Below are 16,227 nucleotides of genomic sequence, written 5' to 3'. Positions count from 1 at the left end.
TTAGTTATCCAATTTCTTTATTTTGTCATTGATTGCATGTAGATAATAATTCTCCTGTTTATCGGTGACAAATGCCTGAGTCAAACCATTCGCATCTGTTTTTCCATAGCTTACATGCCCTTGATCGTTCATTAACATGTAAGAAGTGAAAGGCATTAAGTCTTGCGTTTCTTTATCACGTAGTTCGAATTGGATATTATATTGACCTAAGGTCGGTATTAAAGGAATTTCAGCCTGAGCATTTGCCCCCCCCATAAACAAATGTTGCCCTGCCTTAACTTCAAACTTGCCTCCAGTAACAGGAAAAATACCGGAGCTGTTAATTTTAATTTGTGAACCGCCCGCCGTAATCACAATCTCATTGGGGCTAGTGATCTCAATTCGATCTTCAGTAGAGATAATCTTGATACCTTGCTTAGCAAGTAAATCCATACCATCGCCTTGAGCATGCATGTCAAACTTACCTTTAGCAGCTACTTGTTTGATTCCATTCTGAGCCGCGAATAAACTAACCTTGCCACTCACATGTGCAACCAAATTTCTCTGCGTACTCAAATTGATACTATCACCCGCAAACTGATTAATCTGTCCATCAGCAGATAAATGAATATCATCACTGCTACTCAAACCAATTCCTGCAGGCGAGCTCAGTAGCAATAAAGCTTTATTAAATTTGGCAATTTTTTCTTCAATCTGACTAGCAAACGCTTTCAATTGTTCAACTGATTCTATTTCATCGGTTTGTTGATTCTTTGCGACTTCACTTAAAGCTTTTGCATTACTTTGATTAACTTCAAATTGTTGCTTAGCAGATTGAGCATCAAGGTGTTCACCTTCAGCTTGTTCTTGAGAATGGGTTGTGATGAGCAGACCCTCGCCAGCTCTAAGCGCACCCCATTGATCAGTACGTAATTCAAAACCTTCACCACGTTCTTCACTTTCTGCCTGATTTTTCGGATGACTCAACTTACCTAGGTTAAGTTGACTTATGCCGTGACTACTTTGTAACTGAGCACTGATCTGTCCTGTAGTATCATCAAAACGTAGTTGGTTAAATCCTTCACCTTGATATTCTTTGGATTTAATCCCTGATAATTTCTTGGTATCAGGTAACTGACCTGCATTATCAAATTTTGTTGGATAGCGTTGTGCTTCGTGGATTCTTCCCACTACAAAAGGGCGATCAATATTGCCATCAAAAAAATCAATAACTACGATTTCATCAATACGTGGTAAGAACCGAGCTCCATAACCTTCACCAGCCCAAGGGGTTAGTACATCTACCCATGCTGAATCGGTGTCATTATGATTGGCACCAGCACCACCATCATGATTATGGTCTTCTTGTCTAGTAAATAGAAAACGAACTTTTATACGTCCCCATTCATCAACATGGATTTCATCTCCACTCGGCCCTACTACTTGAGCACGTTGTGGTGATACTGCTGGGCGATGTTGTAGTGGATGATATTCGGGCACAGTTTTAATACTTCGTCGTTGTAAAGACAGTGTATTTCCTTGCCGCTCTTCTGTATTTATCTTAGTAATAGAGCTTTTCCAATGACTTTGTTCAAGTAATTGCTCGATTTGTTGATTTAGTTCTTTGGGTAAATTGTTTTGGTTATAAAAGTTTTTACCTGTAATTAGAAATTCTTTGTCTGAACTGATATGTTGGTCGATTTCAGGGTGATCAACTAATGCAAACCAGTATCCAATTTGTGTATCGCGTACAGTCGTCTTTGCCGTAAAGTATTTAGATTTTAGGTTATGGTACTGTCCTAAGTTTTGGTTGAATTTCTCTATTTGTGAATTACCTGAGGTTGTAGCTCCATCTTCACCATTCAAATCTTGAATCCATGCAGGACTGAAATGCCATGCATCTTCTAATTGTAGGCTGGCATTATTATATTGATTACTGTGTTGATGTGTACTTTGAACACTACCTGCACCTTGTTCTTGTTCAAGAGCATCGGCTTGCCAGCGTTGAATATGTACCGCTGTCGGTTGTAGAGAACGTTCAGCGATAAGGCTGGTCATGCTATCGTATTGTTCTGTTGCACTACTACGATGGTAACGAATTGACCTTCTATCTAAGGCTTGGTAATGACTATTATCATCAATTAATCGTAACTTTTGGGGTTGGATTGGGCTCAAGTTATTTGTAACAATAAGTTCTACTTCATCAACAAGCCAATTGATACCTTCACTACGTAACAACCGAGTTAGAAAGTCATAATCCGTTTCATTGTGTTGCATAACAAACGGACGGACATCATATTCTTGATTTAACCCATTGAGATCAAGCACTAGTGTTGATGCAAACAAAGGACTTTTTTGTTGCCATTCTTTAAATAAGATTTCCACTACATCAATCGCAGTTTTATTCATAAATACACGGCTATTGCGGCGTTTTTTCCACAATGCAGTTGGGTCTTCTAGGGTGAGTTTATAGAGTGTGAGACTTCCATCAGATTGCCCTTGAAGTGCTTGGGTAATTATCCCTGTAGTACGAAATAATTTTCCTGCATCAGTCACCTGATCAATCGCAACATGACAACCAATAAATTGTTTTAATGGAATCATTACATTAGTTGACAAGCATAGTAGCTCAGCGATTAGCCCATCATTGATTCGATGTTCACCATCAATGCGTTGTAAAAAGACTTGGGAATTTAAATATTGATTAGAAAATTGAATATGTAAGGCACGTTTTTGTGAAGTTATACCTAGGCTTTCTAAGACACGAAATATATGATCTAACATCTCTTGTTATTAAAAATCACTCAAATTTCGGCGATCATAAACAAAACAGAACGGTTTGTCTAATTTGTATAGCTATCGTTATTCTTTGTGGAAATATAGTTTCTAATAAGTCTTTTGGTATCTATAACCACAATTTAGCAGACTAAATTCTGATAATTAAATTTTAAACTAGTAATAACAATAAAAAGCCCTAGCAATCTAGGGCATTTTTATTTCAATTTTTCTTAAACAAAACGAATCGGTTTAAATTCAGGTTCATTCTTGTGATGATCGTCATCACATTCCTCACCTTCTTCTTTTGTACCACGATCGATATAACCGCTACGCTGTTCTTCAGGTAAATTTTCCATTTCCCAAGCGTATACAGCTTGCATACAAATCTCGCGCTGCTCTTTAGTCAATGCAATACCATTTGGCCATTTACCAATTTCAACAGCTGTTTTAAGACGCTCAACGATTTCAGGATTTAAAATAGCGAGCATTTGTTCAATATTCATGATTCATCCTGTTGAAAAGATTCAAAATCTTGATTCCAACCCAGTTTAGTACGGCAAGCCATATAAAAATCATAACCAGGTGGATGTAATAAGCTTAGTTTAAACGGATGTTTACGAATATGCACTGTGTCGCCAACATTTAATGCCACACTGTGTTGTCCATCTGCGCTCACCATCGGTAATACGCGATTTTCTCGTATCGTAATTTTAACTTCACTGTGCCCACCAACGACGATTGGTCTTGATGAAAGCGTATGTGGGTGCATCGGAACTAAAGCGATCGCATCCATGCTCGGATGTAAAATAGGTCCACCACCAGATAAAGCATATGCTGTTGAACCTGTTGGCGTTGAAACAATTAAACCATCACTATGTTGTCGATAAACATACTGACCATCGATGCTCAGCTCAAAATCAATCATATGAACTGATTTTCCTGAGTGCAAAACTACATCATTTAATGCAATTGCATCATAAATCGTTTCATTGTTAGTTCTTACTTCCATTTCTAATAAGAAACGGCGATCTAACTGAAAATGTCCTTGCAAAACTTGATCAAGTTTAAAAATTGCTTCAGCAGGTTTGATGTCAGTTAAAAATCCTAGTCGCCCTCGGTTAATCCCAATCACTGGTGTGTTGTAACGAACTAAAGCACGTGCTGCATGGAGTAAAGAACCATCCCCTCCTACAACAATCACGAGATCTACAACTTCACCAAGTAAATTTCGGCTAACTGTTTGTCCATGACTATACGGAACTAGTTGTGCAGTTTCTTGGTCGAATACAGGGTTTAAACCTAAAGTGATCAAATGATCATGGATTAAACATAACGTTTCTACAACAGAATACTTGTCTGGTCGCCCAATTAGACCAATATTTCGAAAGGATTTATGTGAAATTTGCACGAATAATTCAGCTCCGTCGCGATTCCTGCCTATCATATCATTAACAGTGCAAATTTCGTTGATGATTGATTAAAAAGTATAAAAATGTATATCCGTTGTTTTTTTATACGAATAATGTCAACACTTTCTTAAAGTTTTTATTTCATGTTGCTATTTATTGACAGTTTTATGATTGCAAATTGCTTATAAGCTATCGCATCATTACCCTCATTGTTTTGGTTTTATCGCAAATCTATGAAGTGTGAACGTGGTATCGGTTTTCTAGCACTAATTTTTTCAATTTTAGTGATCGGTGTATTTATTGCTTTTAGTATCTATTTGATCCGTTTAGATAATATTATCCGCAATAAGTTTGAGGGGCAGCGTTGGGATATTCCTGCCAAAGTATTTGCTCGTCCTTTAGAAATCTATGCGAACGCGCCGATTACTCAAGAGAATTTTACTCAAGAGTTAAAACTCTTGGGCTATAAAAACACTTCTAATTACGATAAATCTGGAAGCTATGTTGTTCAAGGTAATCAAATGTATGTCCACACTCGTGGTTTTGATTACGGTGATACAACTGAACCAGAGCAAGTGCTTGAAGTTGCATTTATCGACGGTCAAGTGAGTGAAATTAGATCAACTAAACCATCAAATACGGGTGTTGCTCGTTTAGAGCCTTTATTGATTGGTGGTATTTACCCTCAACATAATGAAGATCGCGTACTCATAAAATTAAATAAAGTACCAAAACCGTTGATTGAAGCACTCATTTCAACAGAGGATCGAAATTTTTATCAACATCATGGTGTCTCGATTCGTGGTACAGCTCGTGCTTTAGTGAGTAACGCAACTGGCGGAAAACGACAAGGTGGTTCAACACTAACACAACAATTGGTCAAGAACTTCTACCTTTCTCCTGAAAAAACGCTCAAAAGAAAAGTAAATGAAGCGTTAATGGCTTTATTGATTGAACTTCATTACAGCAAAGATGAAATTCTTGAAGCGTATCTAAATGAAGTTAATCTTGGACAAAATGGCAACTACTCAATTAATGGTTACGGTTTAGCTTCACAATTTTATTTTGGTTTACCATTACGTGAACTTAATATTTCTCAGCAAGCATTCTTAGTAGGTTTGGTTCAAGGTCCATCATTATACAATCCTTGGCGCAATCCAGAATCAGCTAAAAAACGTCGTGACATCGTATTGAATAACATGTTGGTCATGGGCTATTTAACAGAAGCTGAATATCAAGATGAAATTGCACGTCCTTTAAATGTTGTCAGTAAACCAACTTTAGGACCTGCTAAATTCCCAGATTTTCTTGATATTGTTCGTCGCCAACTACGCACAGAATATCAAGAAAGTGATATTACCAATCAAGGCTTAAAAATCTTTACGACACTTGATCCAATAGCTCAAACTCAAGTTCAAAGTGCTTTTAAAAGCTCTGTAGAACGCTTAGCAGGTAGCAACCCTTCTCGTTTAAAGAACCTTCAAGGTGCTGTTCTTGTTGCCCATCCTGAAAATGGTGAGTTAATCGCAGCTGTTGGTTCTACTCAAGATTTTACTGGATTTAACCGCGCACTTGATGCTAAACGTCAGGTTGGTTCATTACTCAAACCAATTATCTATTTGAATGCAATAGAATCTGGTCGCTACACATGGGCTACCCCTATTGAAGATACTGCTGTCAATATCCCTATTGATGGAGATAAAAGTTGGACGCCTAAAAACTATAGTGGTGGCGAACATGGCGTAGTACCAATGCAACAGGCATTAGCAAATTCATACAACTTATCTACAGTACGTCTTGCCAATGAGTTTGGCTTATCAACCTTTAGTAATAAATTAAAGCAATTTGGAGTAACTTCAGACATTCCAGCTTATCCTTCAATCTATCTAGGTGCAGTCAATATGTCACCGATGGAGGTATTAAGTATTTATGGAAACTTCGCTACTGGTGGTTTCAAATATCCACCTCGCTCAATACGCACTGTTGTTGATGCTAAAGGTCGTTTATTAGAACGATATGGTCTAAACGTACAACAAACGATTGACCCTGCTGCGGCATATATTTTGAATTATGGTTTACAACAAGTAATGCGTTCAGGTACAGGTCGTTCAGCATATAGCAGTTTACCTGAGTCTCTAAATTTAGCTGGTAAGTCAGGCACAACAAATGATACGCGTGACTCTTGGTTCGCAGGATATTCTGGTAATCATGTTGCGGTAGTTTGGTTAGGTTTAGACGACAACAAAATAACAGGTTTAACAGGTTCATCAGGCGCTTTACCTGTTTGGACGAATGTCATGAAGCAACTTCGCCAAGAACCCGTGAATTTACGTCAAACAGATAATGTTCAATGGCAATGGATTGATAGTGCTAGCGGTGATTTATCTGCTCAAGGTTGTGATGGTGCAATGTATATTCCTTTGCTTCGCCAAACAGTTCCCCGTCGAGCTACTACTTGTGGTTTATCGCACTATGAAGTTGAACCGACTTACAACCCATCGACTGAAGACAATCAAGGCAATGAAAGCGATGGTATTAGTAACTACATTCGAGAAAGTGAAACAGAAATGGACAATGATTTATCAAATCACTCCTCTACAAGAATTATTTCTAGCGGTAGCTACAACGGCGAGAATTAAACTCAAAGGAATGATTTGAAATGATGAAAAAAGTAACAGTACTTACTGCTATGTTAGTTATGGGTGGCTGTACCCTAACACCTGAAAAGAGCACTTCAAAACCGACGAATCAGTCACCAACCACCACAACTCAAAAGAAGAAGGTTACACCACCTTCTTCGGGTGTAAAAATTACACCTTATGAGCAAAAAGAAATAAAACGTAAAAATGTGGAGGTTGTTGTACCACAACAAAAAGTACAGCAGAAATTTAACGACGGGAGTCAGTTACCTGCATTTAGAACATTAATGCAGAAGACTCAAGCGGCATATAAACAGAAGCAACTCGCTGAAGCTGAACGATATGCTTTGCAGGCTCAGCGTATTGCACCTCAAGCGTCTGAAACTTACCTTTATCTAGCCTTAATTGCAGATCAACGCAAACAGTATGCAAATGCTGAAGCTTTAGCACGTCGTGGGTTAAGTTATGCACAAAGCAACTCAATGAAAAAACAACTCTGGATGATCGTACTTAAAGCCAGCGAAGCACGAAATCATCCTGTCAAAGCTCAAGAAGCACGTCGAGCAATTCAAGCTCTTTAATTGGTTAAATTGAACTGAATTGTCGTATTCCAGCAAGCCCATAAGCATTGTGTTTTTGGGCTTGTTCTAAATCTGCTGGTGCAACACCTCCTAGAGCAAAAACTGGAATATCACTCTTTTGAGCTAATGCTGCAAATCCATCCCAACCAAGTACTTTGCTATTTGGATGAGTTTCTGTCGGATTTACAGGGCTTAAAAAAATCGCATCACACCCAATCTGATGCGCATGTTGTACTGAAACAGCATCATGGCAAGCAGCGATATAACGTTTAGCTACAACCAAATCACCCTTTTTCAGTTGCATTAACTGAGATTGTTTAAGGTGGACTGTTTTAATTTTTTCTTGCAACACTGTATTTAATTGTTGCCAAACATCCACATTAACAATCAACTTCAATAATTGCTGTTCAGACAATTTAATTAATTGCTGTTGAAGTTTTTCAATGTCTTTACTTTCTATACGTAAATACATTTGTGAATTAGTTTTCGGTAATTCATCAACTTGATCACTAATTTTGATCAAGTGAGACCAGATCAATCGCTCTATAATCGTTGAATTTGCTTTTGGAAAGTTTAAGTACGCGAGTTGATCTCTACTAAACCAAGACCATGGTTGATGGATTAAATTTAAAAGCTCATCAGGAACATACGCATGGAATATATGTAAAGTAACAATAATATCGTCATATTCATGTCGAATAACATCGAACTGATGCCACTCCTTTAATCCGATTCCTACCTCCTCATAGACCTCTCTGCGGCAAGCTTGTTCAGGTGTTTCACCTTCCTCAATTTTCCCACCAGGAAATTCATGCTTATTACCTTGATGTTGGTTTGCTTGTCGCCATCCAACTAGCACTTTAGATTTATGTAATAGAATTGCGATTGCAACATCAACAGTAGCTTTTGCCATAACCATCTAAAATCCTTGATATTTTAAAATTCATTCTAATGAGTTTGTAACCCAATTCACATGTCAAAGAATAAATAATTTGATCATTTTGTAAAATAATGAAATTTGCATTGACAGGCCTATTCGATAATGATTATCATTTAAAACATTAAAAAACACACCACGGAGCATAACAAATGAACGCACCTTTTAATCTTTTTACTCGCAGTACAGATTCAGCTCAATCTTTGCCAATGTTACATTCAAACAACTTGTTTGCCTTAGGACGTGAAATTCGTATCATGCATGCAGGTGAAGAGTATCGCCTACGCCTTACTCGTAACAATCGATTAATTTTAACTAAATAAGATTAATAGAAGAATAAACGTATAAGAACAATAAACGTGGGAATAGCAGTATGTCAGCGCGTACTGCTCTTTTTGTTCGTTAAATAGTTTTAGGCAATTGTATTTGTACCTTTAATCCACCAATTGATGATTGTGCAAAAGTGATCCTACCACGATGAAGTTCTATTATTTTTTTACAAATTGATAACCCTAAACCTGAACCTTGTGTTTTCGTTCCCAACACCCTAAAGAATCGCTCACCTAAACGTTCTAACACTTCTGTATCGAGTCCAGCACCTTGATTTTCGATTGTTAAATTAATGTAATCTGAATCATCATCAAATCTTATATGAATTAGATAATTTGCTTCTGAATATCGAATTGCATTATCTAAAATATTTCGCAGGCAGGTATAAATTAATTGTTCATTAGCAAAAATATCTAACTTCTTATCAATTAAGATATTTTTATAAAAAATTTCCAAATTTTTTGTTTCGATCGCAGTTGAAAAGTCAGATAAAAGAAGTTTCATCATCTCATTTAAATCAAAATATGTCTTTGGCAAATGTTCTGGATGTTCAGGATCTAAACGCGCGAGTAAAAGTAAATTTTCCAGCGTTTGAATTCCACGAGAGACATCTAATTGTATGCTATCTAGCTCTTTTGCACGTTCTGGATATTTTCGTTGTAATAATTGTAGGCGCAACTGAATCGCAGAGAGCGGTGATCTTAGCTCATGGGAAGCATCAGCAGTAAAGCGTTGTTCTGCTTTTAATGAATTATCTAAACGTTTAAGCAAATAATTCAATTGAGCTAGGATTGGTTGTAATTCTTTCACCTCAAATTCAGCAAACTTAATGGGACTTAAGTCTTCTGCATTTTTTGCTGAAATTTGCGTAGAAAGTTGATGTACTACTTTAAACTGTCGCTTAATTAAAAAATATAAGATCATCCATTGTAATGACCACACCATAAGCAGAATCAAAAAGTAAGCTGCAAAACTATGCAATAACTCCTCAAATCTTTCCTCTAACGGTTGTATCACCAATACATTCATATTTGCTTGATGATCTTTCGCAACATAACTCCGCCACAATTGATGATTCTGCCAAAAGAATCCGTACTGATGATGATCATTAGGAAAAATGTGAGGTTCTTGATCTAATGGAAAACCTTCTGATTGTGTTAAAACAAGTTGTGAATTTTTCAATCTGTATTGAATATCAAATTGTTCACTTAACTCATCAATTTGCTTCCCTGAGCTCGTGGTTAGGTCAGAAAGAAGCAGCATATCTGATATCTCATCCATGATTTCATCTTGCACATGCATGGTTTGGTAAACAGAGACAATTACAAATATGAGTAGCGCTAAGCTGCCTACCATGACTGAGCTGATTAAAGAGGTCTTAATTAATTGATTTTGCAATGAGACTGTTTTCATTGGTTCAACCCAAGTTCATTCTGTAACCTAAACCACGAATAGTTTTGATTAGTTGGCTACCAATTTTTTTTCGAATTTGATATATAAAGACCTCTATCGCATTACTCTCAATCTCCTCTCCCCAAGCATATAATGATTCTTCGAGTTGCTCACGGGTGACAATATGATTTGGATTTTGCATTAACTTATATAAAATTTGAAACTCTTTAGCAGTTAAATTTACCGTTTCACCTGCTTTCAAAACGGTCTTCGCATTAGGATCGAGTTTTAAATCAGAAAAACAAAGATATGCTCCTGTCTGCTTCTGAGATTGTCTTAGTTGTGCGCGGATTCTTGCAGAAAGTTCCTCTAAGTTAAAAGGCTTAACTAAATAGTCGTTTGCTCCTAAATCTAATCCCTCCACACGATCATGAATATGGTCCTTTGCAGTGATAAAAATCACTGGAATCAACAAATGTTGTTCACGAATACGCTTCAGAATGTCATCACCTGATGCATTAGGTAAACCTCTGTCCAGCAAAATACAATCATAGTGATGCTGTTTTACTGCCAAGATAGCGTGGTCGCCTCGTTCAACCCAATCAACACTATAACCATCCATTTCCAGCCAGTCTTTAATACTTTCAGCCTGAGAAGCGTCATCTTCTGCTAATAAAATTCGCATAATAAGGTTCTCATAATGAATGACTACAATCTATGATGCCTTGAAAAGATCAAACTAGCAAAAAGCCACATGATTTCTCATATGGCTTGTTTAATTTAATCAGTTAAAACTGCACTTGATCGACATCAACTTCAACACGTTTCATAGGCTTATAATCGATATCAATCTCACCGATCAAAGTCACAGGAGTTTTAGCAGATACTGGTTTACCTTTCCATAAATCATCATCAATATCGACAGTCATAGAACCTGTTTGGTCACTAAACTGGTATTTTTCATCACCGGTTGCTTTCACAATATAACCTTTGAGCATAACAGGTGAATCATCTTTAAGTGTCAAAGCTTGTTTAACTGATGTCGTTTGTGTTGGTGCTAAAGCCTGTTGATTAACTGCACCCGTGTTCGCTAAAGCAAATGTTGTTGTGGCAACTAAGCCTGAAATTACAGCAATTTTAGAGAACATATTCATCTATTTACCCTTGTTTATGTATTCACTTTTGATAAAGCTATTTAAACAAAGCTAGATGAGGTGAATCTTAAGATTGCTATTTTGCTTAACTCAATGGTACGACACGGAGTACTTCTTCCAAAGTTGTTACGCCTTCAATCACTTTACGTGCACCTGCAATTCTCAAAGGTTCAACACCCTCTTTTTTTGCCTGTACTTTTAAATCATTCAAAGTTCCATGTGCACTAATCAAAGATTTGAGTTCTAGACTCACTGGCATAAACTCATAAATTCCTACACGACCTTTGTAACCTGTATGACGACAGGTTTCACATCCAACCGCCTTATACATCGTTTCAGGCATTTCCATAATGTAATCAAAAGTCAGGTGTTCCCACTCTTGTTCATTCATTGAGGTTTCTTGTTTACATTGCGGACATAAACGACGGACCAACCGTTGTGCCAACACACCAAGAATGGTAGCAGCTGTTAAAAATGGTTGAACACCCAAATCATGCAGACGAGTTAAACTTGAAGGTGCATCATTGGTATGTAAAGTTGAGAGTACCAAATGTCCTGTGAGTGCGGCTTGAATTGCCATATTTGCAGTATCGTGATCACGAATCTCACCCACCATGATGATATCGGGGTCTTGACGCATCAAAGCTCGTACACCATCTGCGAATCCCAATTCAATCGTTGGATTAACCTGCATTTGGTTAAAACTCGGCTCCAACATTTCGATTGGATCTTCAATCGTACATACATTCACTTGTTCAGTAGCTAACTGCTTCAATGAGGAATATAGAGTTGTGGTTTTACCAGAGCCTGTTGGACCTGTTACTAAAATAATCCCATGACTATGTTGCGTTAATTGCTGCCAACTATGTAATAAATGTCCTTCGAATCCCAGTTGTTGAAAACTTCTAACCAATACTTCAGGATCAAAAATACGCATTACCAACTTTTCACCAAATGCTGTAGGCAAAGTTGATAAACGTAACTCTGTTTCTTGTCCTTTAGGTGTTCGTGTTTTCAAACGACCATCTTGTGGTTTACGTTTTTCAGCGACATTCATTCGACCAAGAATTTTAATCCGTGAAATCACTGCTGTGAGAGTATTTGCAGGCATATTATAAATTGTATGTAATACACCATCGATACGAAAACGTACCTTACCCTTTTCCTTGCGAGGTTCTAGATGGATATCGCTAGCACCTTGCTCGAAAGCAAATTGCAACACCCAATCCACCAATTTAACAATGTGCTGATCATTAGCATCAGGATTTTGGGTATCACCAAGCTGTAATAGAGCTTCAACACCCTTATTATCTCGATCGAAAGGACTAGAGTTTTGAGAGGAATTTACAGCTCGACTGACTTGATAATACTCAACCAAATAGCGACGAAGCTGTTCAGGATTGAGGAGAACGGGTTCAACTTTTTTAGGACTGAGGCTCCTCTCTAAATTATTTTTCCACTCCAAAGAAAATGGTTGATCCGTACCAATCAGAATACGATCTGCATGTACTTCAACAGCAAGAATATGGTTCCGTACAGCAAACTCCTGCGACATAACCCCAGTTAAAACTGCTACGTCAGCTTTTAATGGATCAATAACAAACAAAGGAACTTGAGACTTTTCAGCCAACCATAGACATAACCGATTTAGTGTTAAGGTTTGCCCAGCATTTAGCTGGTCTTTTAAATTAAAGTTTGCTATCCATTGAAGAGGATGCCATTTCAATTGTTCTTTTTGGCGATGTGTAGTTTGTACCAATAATTTATCACGCTCATTAATTCTTCCGTCTTTTTGTAATTGTTCTAAACACCAAAAAATATCGATTTCAAAGTTAAACGTCATTGTTATACCCCAACTAATTTCTATAATATAACAGAGAACCAGCAGAATCTGTCAGATCATTTTGTAGATTCCAACTCAGTAAATACGCCTTGAAAACATAGACATAAGTTCAATAATTTGACTATAAACTTTGTAAAATTGTGATATAAGTTTTAGAAACTATTAAATATTTGAAATGTTTCATCCTTCCATATCAATGCTGCATGATGAACATATAACAACAGAGATAAACTATGGCTGAACTCATGAATTATTCGATACAAAATACATCATTCAGCCAACTTATGATGATTTTTGCAGTGTCTTTGGGCTGTGGATTATTGATTGGTTTAGAACGTGAACGCAGTAAAAGTAGACATAAAACTAAAACATTTGCAGGTTTTAGAACTTTTGCAATCACCTCACTTTTAGGTACGTTGTGTTTTTTATTTAACTTAGAAATTGGAATCACGGGGGCAATTCTAGTCGGTGCAATTAGTATTGCATCGCTACGTAATCAACAAGATGATCCAGGGGTTACAACAGAACTTGCCTTTATCATGACCTATTTTATAGGTGCAGTATGTATTTGGAATATCAATTTAGCGGCAGGTCTTGCTGTCACTTTGACTATACTGCTCTTTGCAAAAGAAACATTACATGGATTAGCTAATCAATGGATTAGCGAGACTGAATTAAGGGATGGTGTTTTATTATTGGCACTTATTCTTATTGGATTACCTTTAGCACCTGATAAAGCGTATTGGGGACCCGTTTTAAATCCTTATACGATTCTCAAGTTACTCAGCTTGATTTTATTGGTTCAAGCGTTAGCTCATTTTGCTAAACGCTTGTTATCTTCTAGAAATGCGATCGTGTTTTCCTACTTAGCTTCAGGCTTTGTATCAAGTACTGCAACTGTCGCAAATTTAGGTATGGAAGTTCGTAATAATCATGCCGACCCTAAAATCAATGCAGGTGCTGCGCTCATGTCATGCGTTGCAACTTTAGTTCAAATGCTGATTATCGTCGCTAGTATCAGCATGGCATGGTTAGAGCTTCTTTTAATACCCAGTTTAATTTCGACCTTATTACTATTTGCATGGTCTATTTACCTGTTGCGTAAATCTACCAAAAATGAGCTAAATCAAAAAACTGATGAAAGTCGTATGTTTAGTTTTAAAAATGCGATTGTCATTACAGTAGCATTATCCACCATACAAGCAGCCGTCTATGGCTTAAATTTATGGTTAGGTAATAGCGGACTTATTATTGGAACATTCATCGCCTCTTTATTTGAAATTCATGCGGCAATTGCCGCAATAGTCGTCCAAGGCGATCCAAATACGGCTCAGGCAACGCCATTGCTAATTGCTTTAATGGTTGGTCTATGTGCCCACGCGATATCAAAAAGTATTAATGCTGGACTTACAGGCGGTTATAAATATGCACTTGCATTCGTTCCAGCACAGATTCTTCATATGGCTATTTTAGTTATTTTAGTTTGGGTATCCCGCTGATAAATATAATAGCCAAAGCTGACATTAAAGTTTCACAATTTCGATGGTATTCGCTATGACTTTGAAGTTTACATCGAATTGGGAAAACTTCATTTTATAAATCCGTTCAGCATCCTCATGATATGCAGGTCTTGGGTCCAAAGCCAATACTTGCTCCATTTCATTAAATATGCGAATAGGTATTTGGTCTTTTTGGATAAATTGTTGTCGTTGATGCAATGCGATCTCACTCCAAACAACTTGCTTACGCTGAGGCTCTGCTTGAGCATATCCACTTAATGCATTTGCAATAGAATCTGAATATTGAATATAAGGTTTAATGTCTACAATCGGCGTACCATCTAACAAATCTGCACCTGTAACATAAATTCGAACACGATCTGATAACTTTTCAATACGCAAGAATTGCACTACAGATAGTCCAATCGGAGATGGTCTGTACATACTTCTTGTGGCAAAAACACCAATTTTTTGATTACCACCTAATCTAGGTGGTCGAACTTGTGCTCGAAATTTATGTCCAGCATCAGTGTTGTTTGCTTGATGCTTATTGTCATGGAACTGCCAAAGTAGCCATAAATGACTAAATTCATCTATCCCTTCAAAAGCCAATATGTCGTTATAAGGCTCGATCATTTCGATATATGACTCCACCTGAACCAAATTTGGTTGTCGTGGAATGCCAAATTTTTCACAATAAGGTGAATGCATATAACCAATGATCGGAATTGTAACAACGGGATTCATCACTTTTTCTTATAAAGACAATTAAATATATTCAGTTTATAGAGAATGATTTTAGATTAGAATAGCAATCTGTTTCTTTTAACTGTGATCGAGACCTTTAATGGCTGCTTTTAACGTTGAACGCATTACTCATGTTCACCACTGGAATGACACGCTTTTCAGTTTTAAAACTACACGCGATACAAGCTTACGTTTTAAAAATGGTCAGTTTGTGATGATCGGACTTGAAGTGAATGGTAAGCCTTTAATGCGTGCTTATTCGATTGCGAGTGCGAATTATGAAGAAGAATTAGAATTCTTCTCGATTAAAGTACCTGATGGTCCTTTAACTTCTATTTTACAAAAAGTTCAGGTTGGTGACGAAATCCTTATTTCAAAAAAACCAACAGGTACTTTAGTACATGATGATCTATTGCCTGGTAAAAATTTATACCTTTTATCTTCTGGTACTGGTTTAGCGCCTTTCCTTTCACTTATTCGTGATCCTGAAACTTATGAAAAGTTTGAGAAAGTGATCGTTGTACACGGTACACGTTATATTTCTGAACTTGCATATCAAGATTTGATTCTTAATGAGCTTCCAAATCATGAATTTTTCGAAGAGCTAGGAATCAAAGATAAACTCGTATATTACCCTACAGTTACACGTGAACCATTCCATACACAAGGTCGTGTGACTACTGCTATTGAAACAGGTCAATTATTTGAAAAAATTGGTTTGCCACGTTTCAATCGTGAAACTGACCGTGCAATGTTATGTGGTAGCCCTGCTTTCTTGAAAGATGTAGCTGCACTTTTAGATGAACATGGTCTCGTTGAATCACCACGTATGGGTGTAATGGGTGATTATGTAATCGAACGTGCTTTCGTAGAAAAATAATACCTATGCATTAATAAAAAAGCCGAGGAAGATATCCCCGGCTTTTTTATTATTAAATC

At 37.1% G+C, this 16,227-nt stretch carries 14 protein-coding genes; 5 read left to right on the top strand and 9 right to left on the bottom strand.

Features of this window, described 5'->3' with window-relative positions; genetic code table 11:
• The 3 genes from H2677_RS07100 to H2677_RS07090 form a co-directional block, all read right to left on the bottom strand.
• The gene (locus H2677_RS07100; RefSeq protein ID WP_212639471.1) at positions 1-2,763 is read right to left on the bottom strand and encodes a type VI secretion system Vgr family protein; all 2,763 of its coding nucleotides are present in this window, start codon (positions 2,761-2,763) and stop codon (positions 1-3) included.
• Between the two features lie 224 nt (positions 2,764-2,987).
• The gene (locus H2677_RS07095; RefSeq protein WP_004911635.1) at positions 2,988-3,260 is read right to left on the bottom strand and encodes a YeaC family protein; all 273 of its coding nucleotides are present in this window, start codon (positions 3,258-3,260) and stop codon (positions 2,988-2,990) included.
• Positions 3,257-4,165 carry an NAD(+) kinase gene (locus H2677_RS07090; protein ID WP_005402512.1) on the bottom strand — a complete coding sequence of 303 codons (909 nt, stop codon included), beginning with the start codon at positions 4,163-4,165 and terminating at the stop codon, positions 3,257-3,259. Before H2677_RS07090 ends, H2677_RS07095 begins: the two co-directional genes overlap by 4 nt.
• A gap of 234 nt (positions 4,166-4,399) precedes the next feature.
• On the opposite strand from H2677_RS07090, the gene mrcB reads away from it, so the two are divergent.
• Entirely contained in the window at positions 4,400-6,805 is a 2,406-nt protein-coding gene (gene mrcB / locus H2677_RS07085) for a penicillin-binding protein 1B (protein WP_112986731.1), read from the top strand.
• Positions 6,806-6,825: 20 nt separating this feature from the next.
• Complete coding sequence (locus H2677_RS07080; RefSeq protein WP_004953994.1) at positions 6,826-7,386, top strand: tetratricopeptide repeat protein; 561 nt, start codon at positions 6,826-6,828, stop codon at positions 7,384-7,386.
• 4 nt (positions 7,387-7,390) lie between these two features.
• Here the strand turns inward: H2677_RS07080 and H2677_RS07075 are convergent, their stop codons facing one another.
• Complete coding sequence (locus H2677_RS07075) at positions 7,391-8,299, bottom strand: thiamine phosphate synthase (protein WP_212639470.1); 909 nt, start codon at positions 8,297-8,299, stop codon at positions 7,391-7,393.
• A gap of 176 nt (positions 8,300-8,475) precedes the next feature.
• Here H2677_RS07075 and hemP point away from each other — a divergent pair, with 176 nt between their 5' ends.
• Positions 8,476-8,646, top strand: coding sequence for a hemin uptake protein HemP (hemP, locus tag H2677_RS07070; protein WP_004638676.1), 171 nt, complete (start codon positions 8,476-8,478; stop codon positions 8,644-8,646).
• Positions 8,647-8,725: 79 nt separating this feature from the next.
• Here the strand turns inward: hemP and H2677_RS07065 are convergent, their stop codons facing one another.
• From H2677_RS07065 to H2677_RS07050, 4 genes are all read right to left on the bottom strand, one after another.
• Positions 8,726-10,066 (bottom strand): sensor histidine kinase, encoded by a 1,341-nt coding sequence (locus tag H2677_RS07065; protein WP_212639469.1) that lies wholly within the window; start codon positions 10,064-10,066, stop codon positions 8,726-8,728.
• Positions 10,067-10,070: 4 nt separating this feature from the next.
• Positions 10,071-10,730: a response regulator transcription factor gene (locus tag H2677_RS07060; RefSeq protein ID WP_099948562.1), complete on the bottom strand. Its 660-nt coding sequence runs from the start codon at positions 10,728-10,730 to the stop codon at positions 10,071-10,073.
• Positions 10,731-10,833: 103 nt separating this feature from the next.
• Positions 10,834-11,199, bottom strand: coding sequence for a NirD/YgiW/YdeI family stress tolerance protein (locus H2677_RS07055; protein WP_099948561.1), 366 nt, complete (start codon positions 11,197-11,199; stop codon positions 10,834-10,836).
• An 85-nt stretch (positions 11,200-11,284) separates the two neighbouring features.
• Positions 11,285-13,042 (bottom strand): GspE/PulE family protein, encoded by a 1,758-nt coding sequence (locus tag H2677_RS07050; protein WP_004962328.1) that lies wholly within the window; start codon positions 13,040-13,042, stop codon positions 11,285-11,287.
• A 233-nt stretch (positions 13,043-13,275) separates the two neighbouring features.
• On the opposite strand from H2677_RS07050, the gene H2677_RS07045 reads away from it, so the two are divergent.
• Positions 13,276-14,541 carry an MgtC/SapB family protein gene (locus H2677_RS07045; protein ID WP_212639468.1) on the top strand — a complete coding sequence of 422 codons (1,266 nt, stop codon included), beginning with the start codon at positions 13,276-13,278 and terminating at the stop codon, positions 14,539-14,541.
• 24 nt (positions 14,542-14,565) lie between these two features.
• Here the strand turns inward: H2677_RS07045 and tsaA are convergent, their stop codons facing one another.
• Entirely contained in the window at positions 14,566-15,288 is a 723-nt protein-coding gene (tsaA, locus tag H2677_RS07040) for a tRNA (N6-threonylcarbamoyladenosine(37)-N6)-methyltransferase TrmO (protein ID WP_212639467.1), read from the bottom strand.
• A gap of 100 nt (positions 15,289-15,388) precedes the next feature.
• Here tsaA and H2677_RS07035 point away from each other — a divergent pair, with 100 nt between their 5' ends.
• Positions 15,389-16,168 (top strand): ferredoxin--NADP reductase, encoded by a 780-nt coding sequence (locus tag H2677_RS07035; RefSeq protein WP_004911671.1) that lies wholly within the window; start codon positions 15,389-15,391, stop codon positions 16,166-16,168.
• The last annotated feature ends 59 nt before the right edge of the window (positions 16,169-16,227 follow it).

The organism is Acinetobacter junii (assembly GCF_018336855.1).
In the GTDB taxonomy this organism is placed as follows: domain Bacteria; phylum Pseudomonadota; class Gammaproteobacteria; order Pseudomonadales; family Moraxellaceae; genus Acinetobacter; species Acinetobacter junii.
Note: the sequence above shows the minus strand (reverse complement) of the source record. Positions and strands in the feature narration are given on the sequence as shown.

Bases quoted from the DNA above. Each gene is read 5' to 3' on its own strand.
- H2677_RS07100 (WP_212639471.1), bottom strand. From the start codon at position 2,763: ATGTTAGATCATATATTTCGTGTCTTAGAAAGCCTAGGTATAACTTCA.
- H2677_RS07095 (WP_004911635.1), bottom strand. From the start codon at position 3,260: ATGAATATTGAACAAATGCTCGCTATTTTAAATCCTGAAATCGTTGAG.
- mrcB (WP_112986731.1), top strand. From the start codon at position 4,400: ATGAAGTGTGAACGTGGTATCGGTTTTCTAGCACTAATTTTTTCAATT.
- H2677_RS07080 (WP_004953994.1), top strand. From the start codon at position 6,826: ATGATGAAAAAAGTAACAGTACTTACTGCTATGTTAGTTATGGGTGGC.
- H2677_RS07075 (WP_212639470.1), bottom strand. From the start codon at position 8,299: ATGGCAAAAGCTACTGTTGATGTTGCAATCGCAATTCTATTACATAAA.
- hemP (WP_004638676.1), top strand. From the start codon at position 8,476: ATGAACGCACCTTTTAATCTTTTTACTCGCAGTACAGATTCAGCTCAA.
- H2677_RS07065 (WP_212639469.1), bottom strand. From the start codon at position 10,066: ATGAAAACAGTCTCATTGCAAAATCAATTAATTAAGACCTCTTTAATC.
- H2677_RS07060 (WP_099948562.1), bottom strand. From the start codon at position 10,730: ATGCGAATTTTATTAGCAGAAGATGACGCTTCTCAGGCTGAAAGTATT.
- H2677_RS07055 (WP_099948561.1), bottom strand. From the start codon at position 11,199: ATGAATATGTTCTCTAAAATTGCTGTAATTTCAGGCTTAGTTGCCACA.
- H2677_RS07050 (WP_004962328.1), bottom strand. From the start codon at position 13,042: ATGACGTTTAACTTTGAAATCGATATTTTTTGGTGTTTAGAACAATTA.
- H2677_RS07045 (WP_212639468.1), top strand. From the start codon at position 13,276: ATGGCTGAACTCATGAATTATTCGATACAAAATACATCATTCAGCCAA.
- tsaA (WP_212639467.1), bottom strand. From the start codon at position 15,288: ATGAATCCCGTTGTTACAATTCCGATCATTGGTTATATGCATTCACCT.
- H2677_RS07035 (WP_004911671.1), top strand. From the start codon at position 15,389: ATGGCTGCTTTTAACGTTGAACGCATTACTCATGTTCACCACTGGAAT.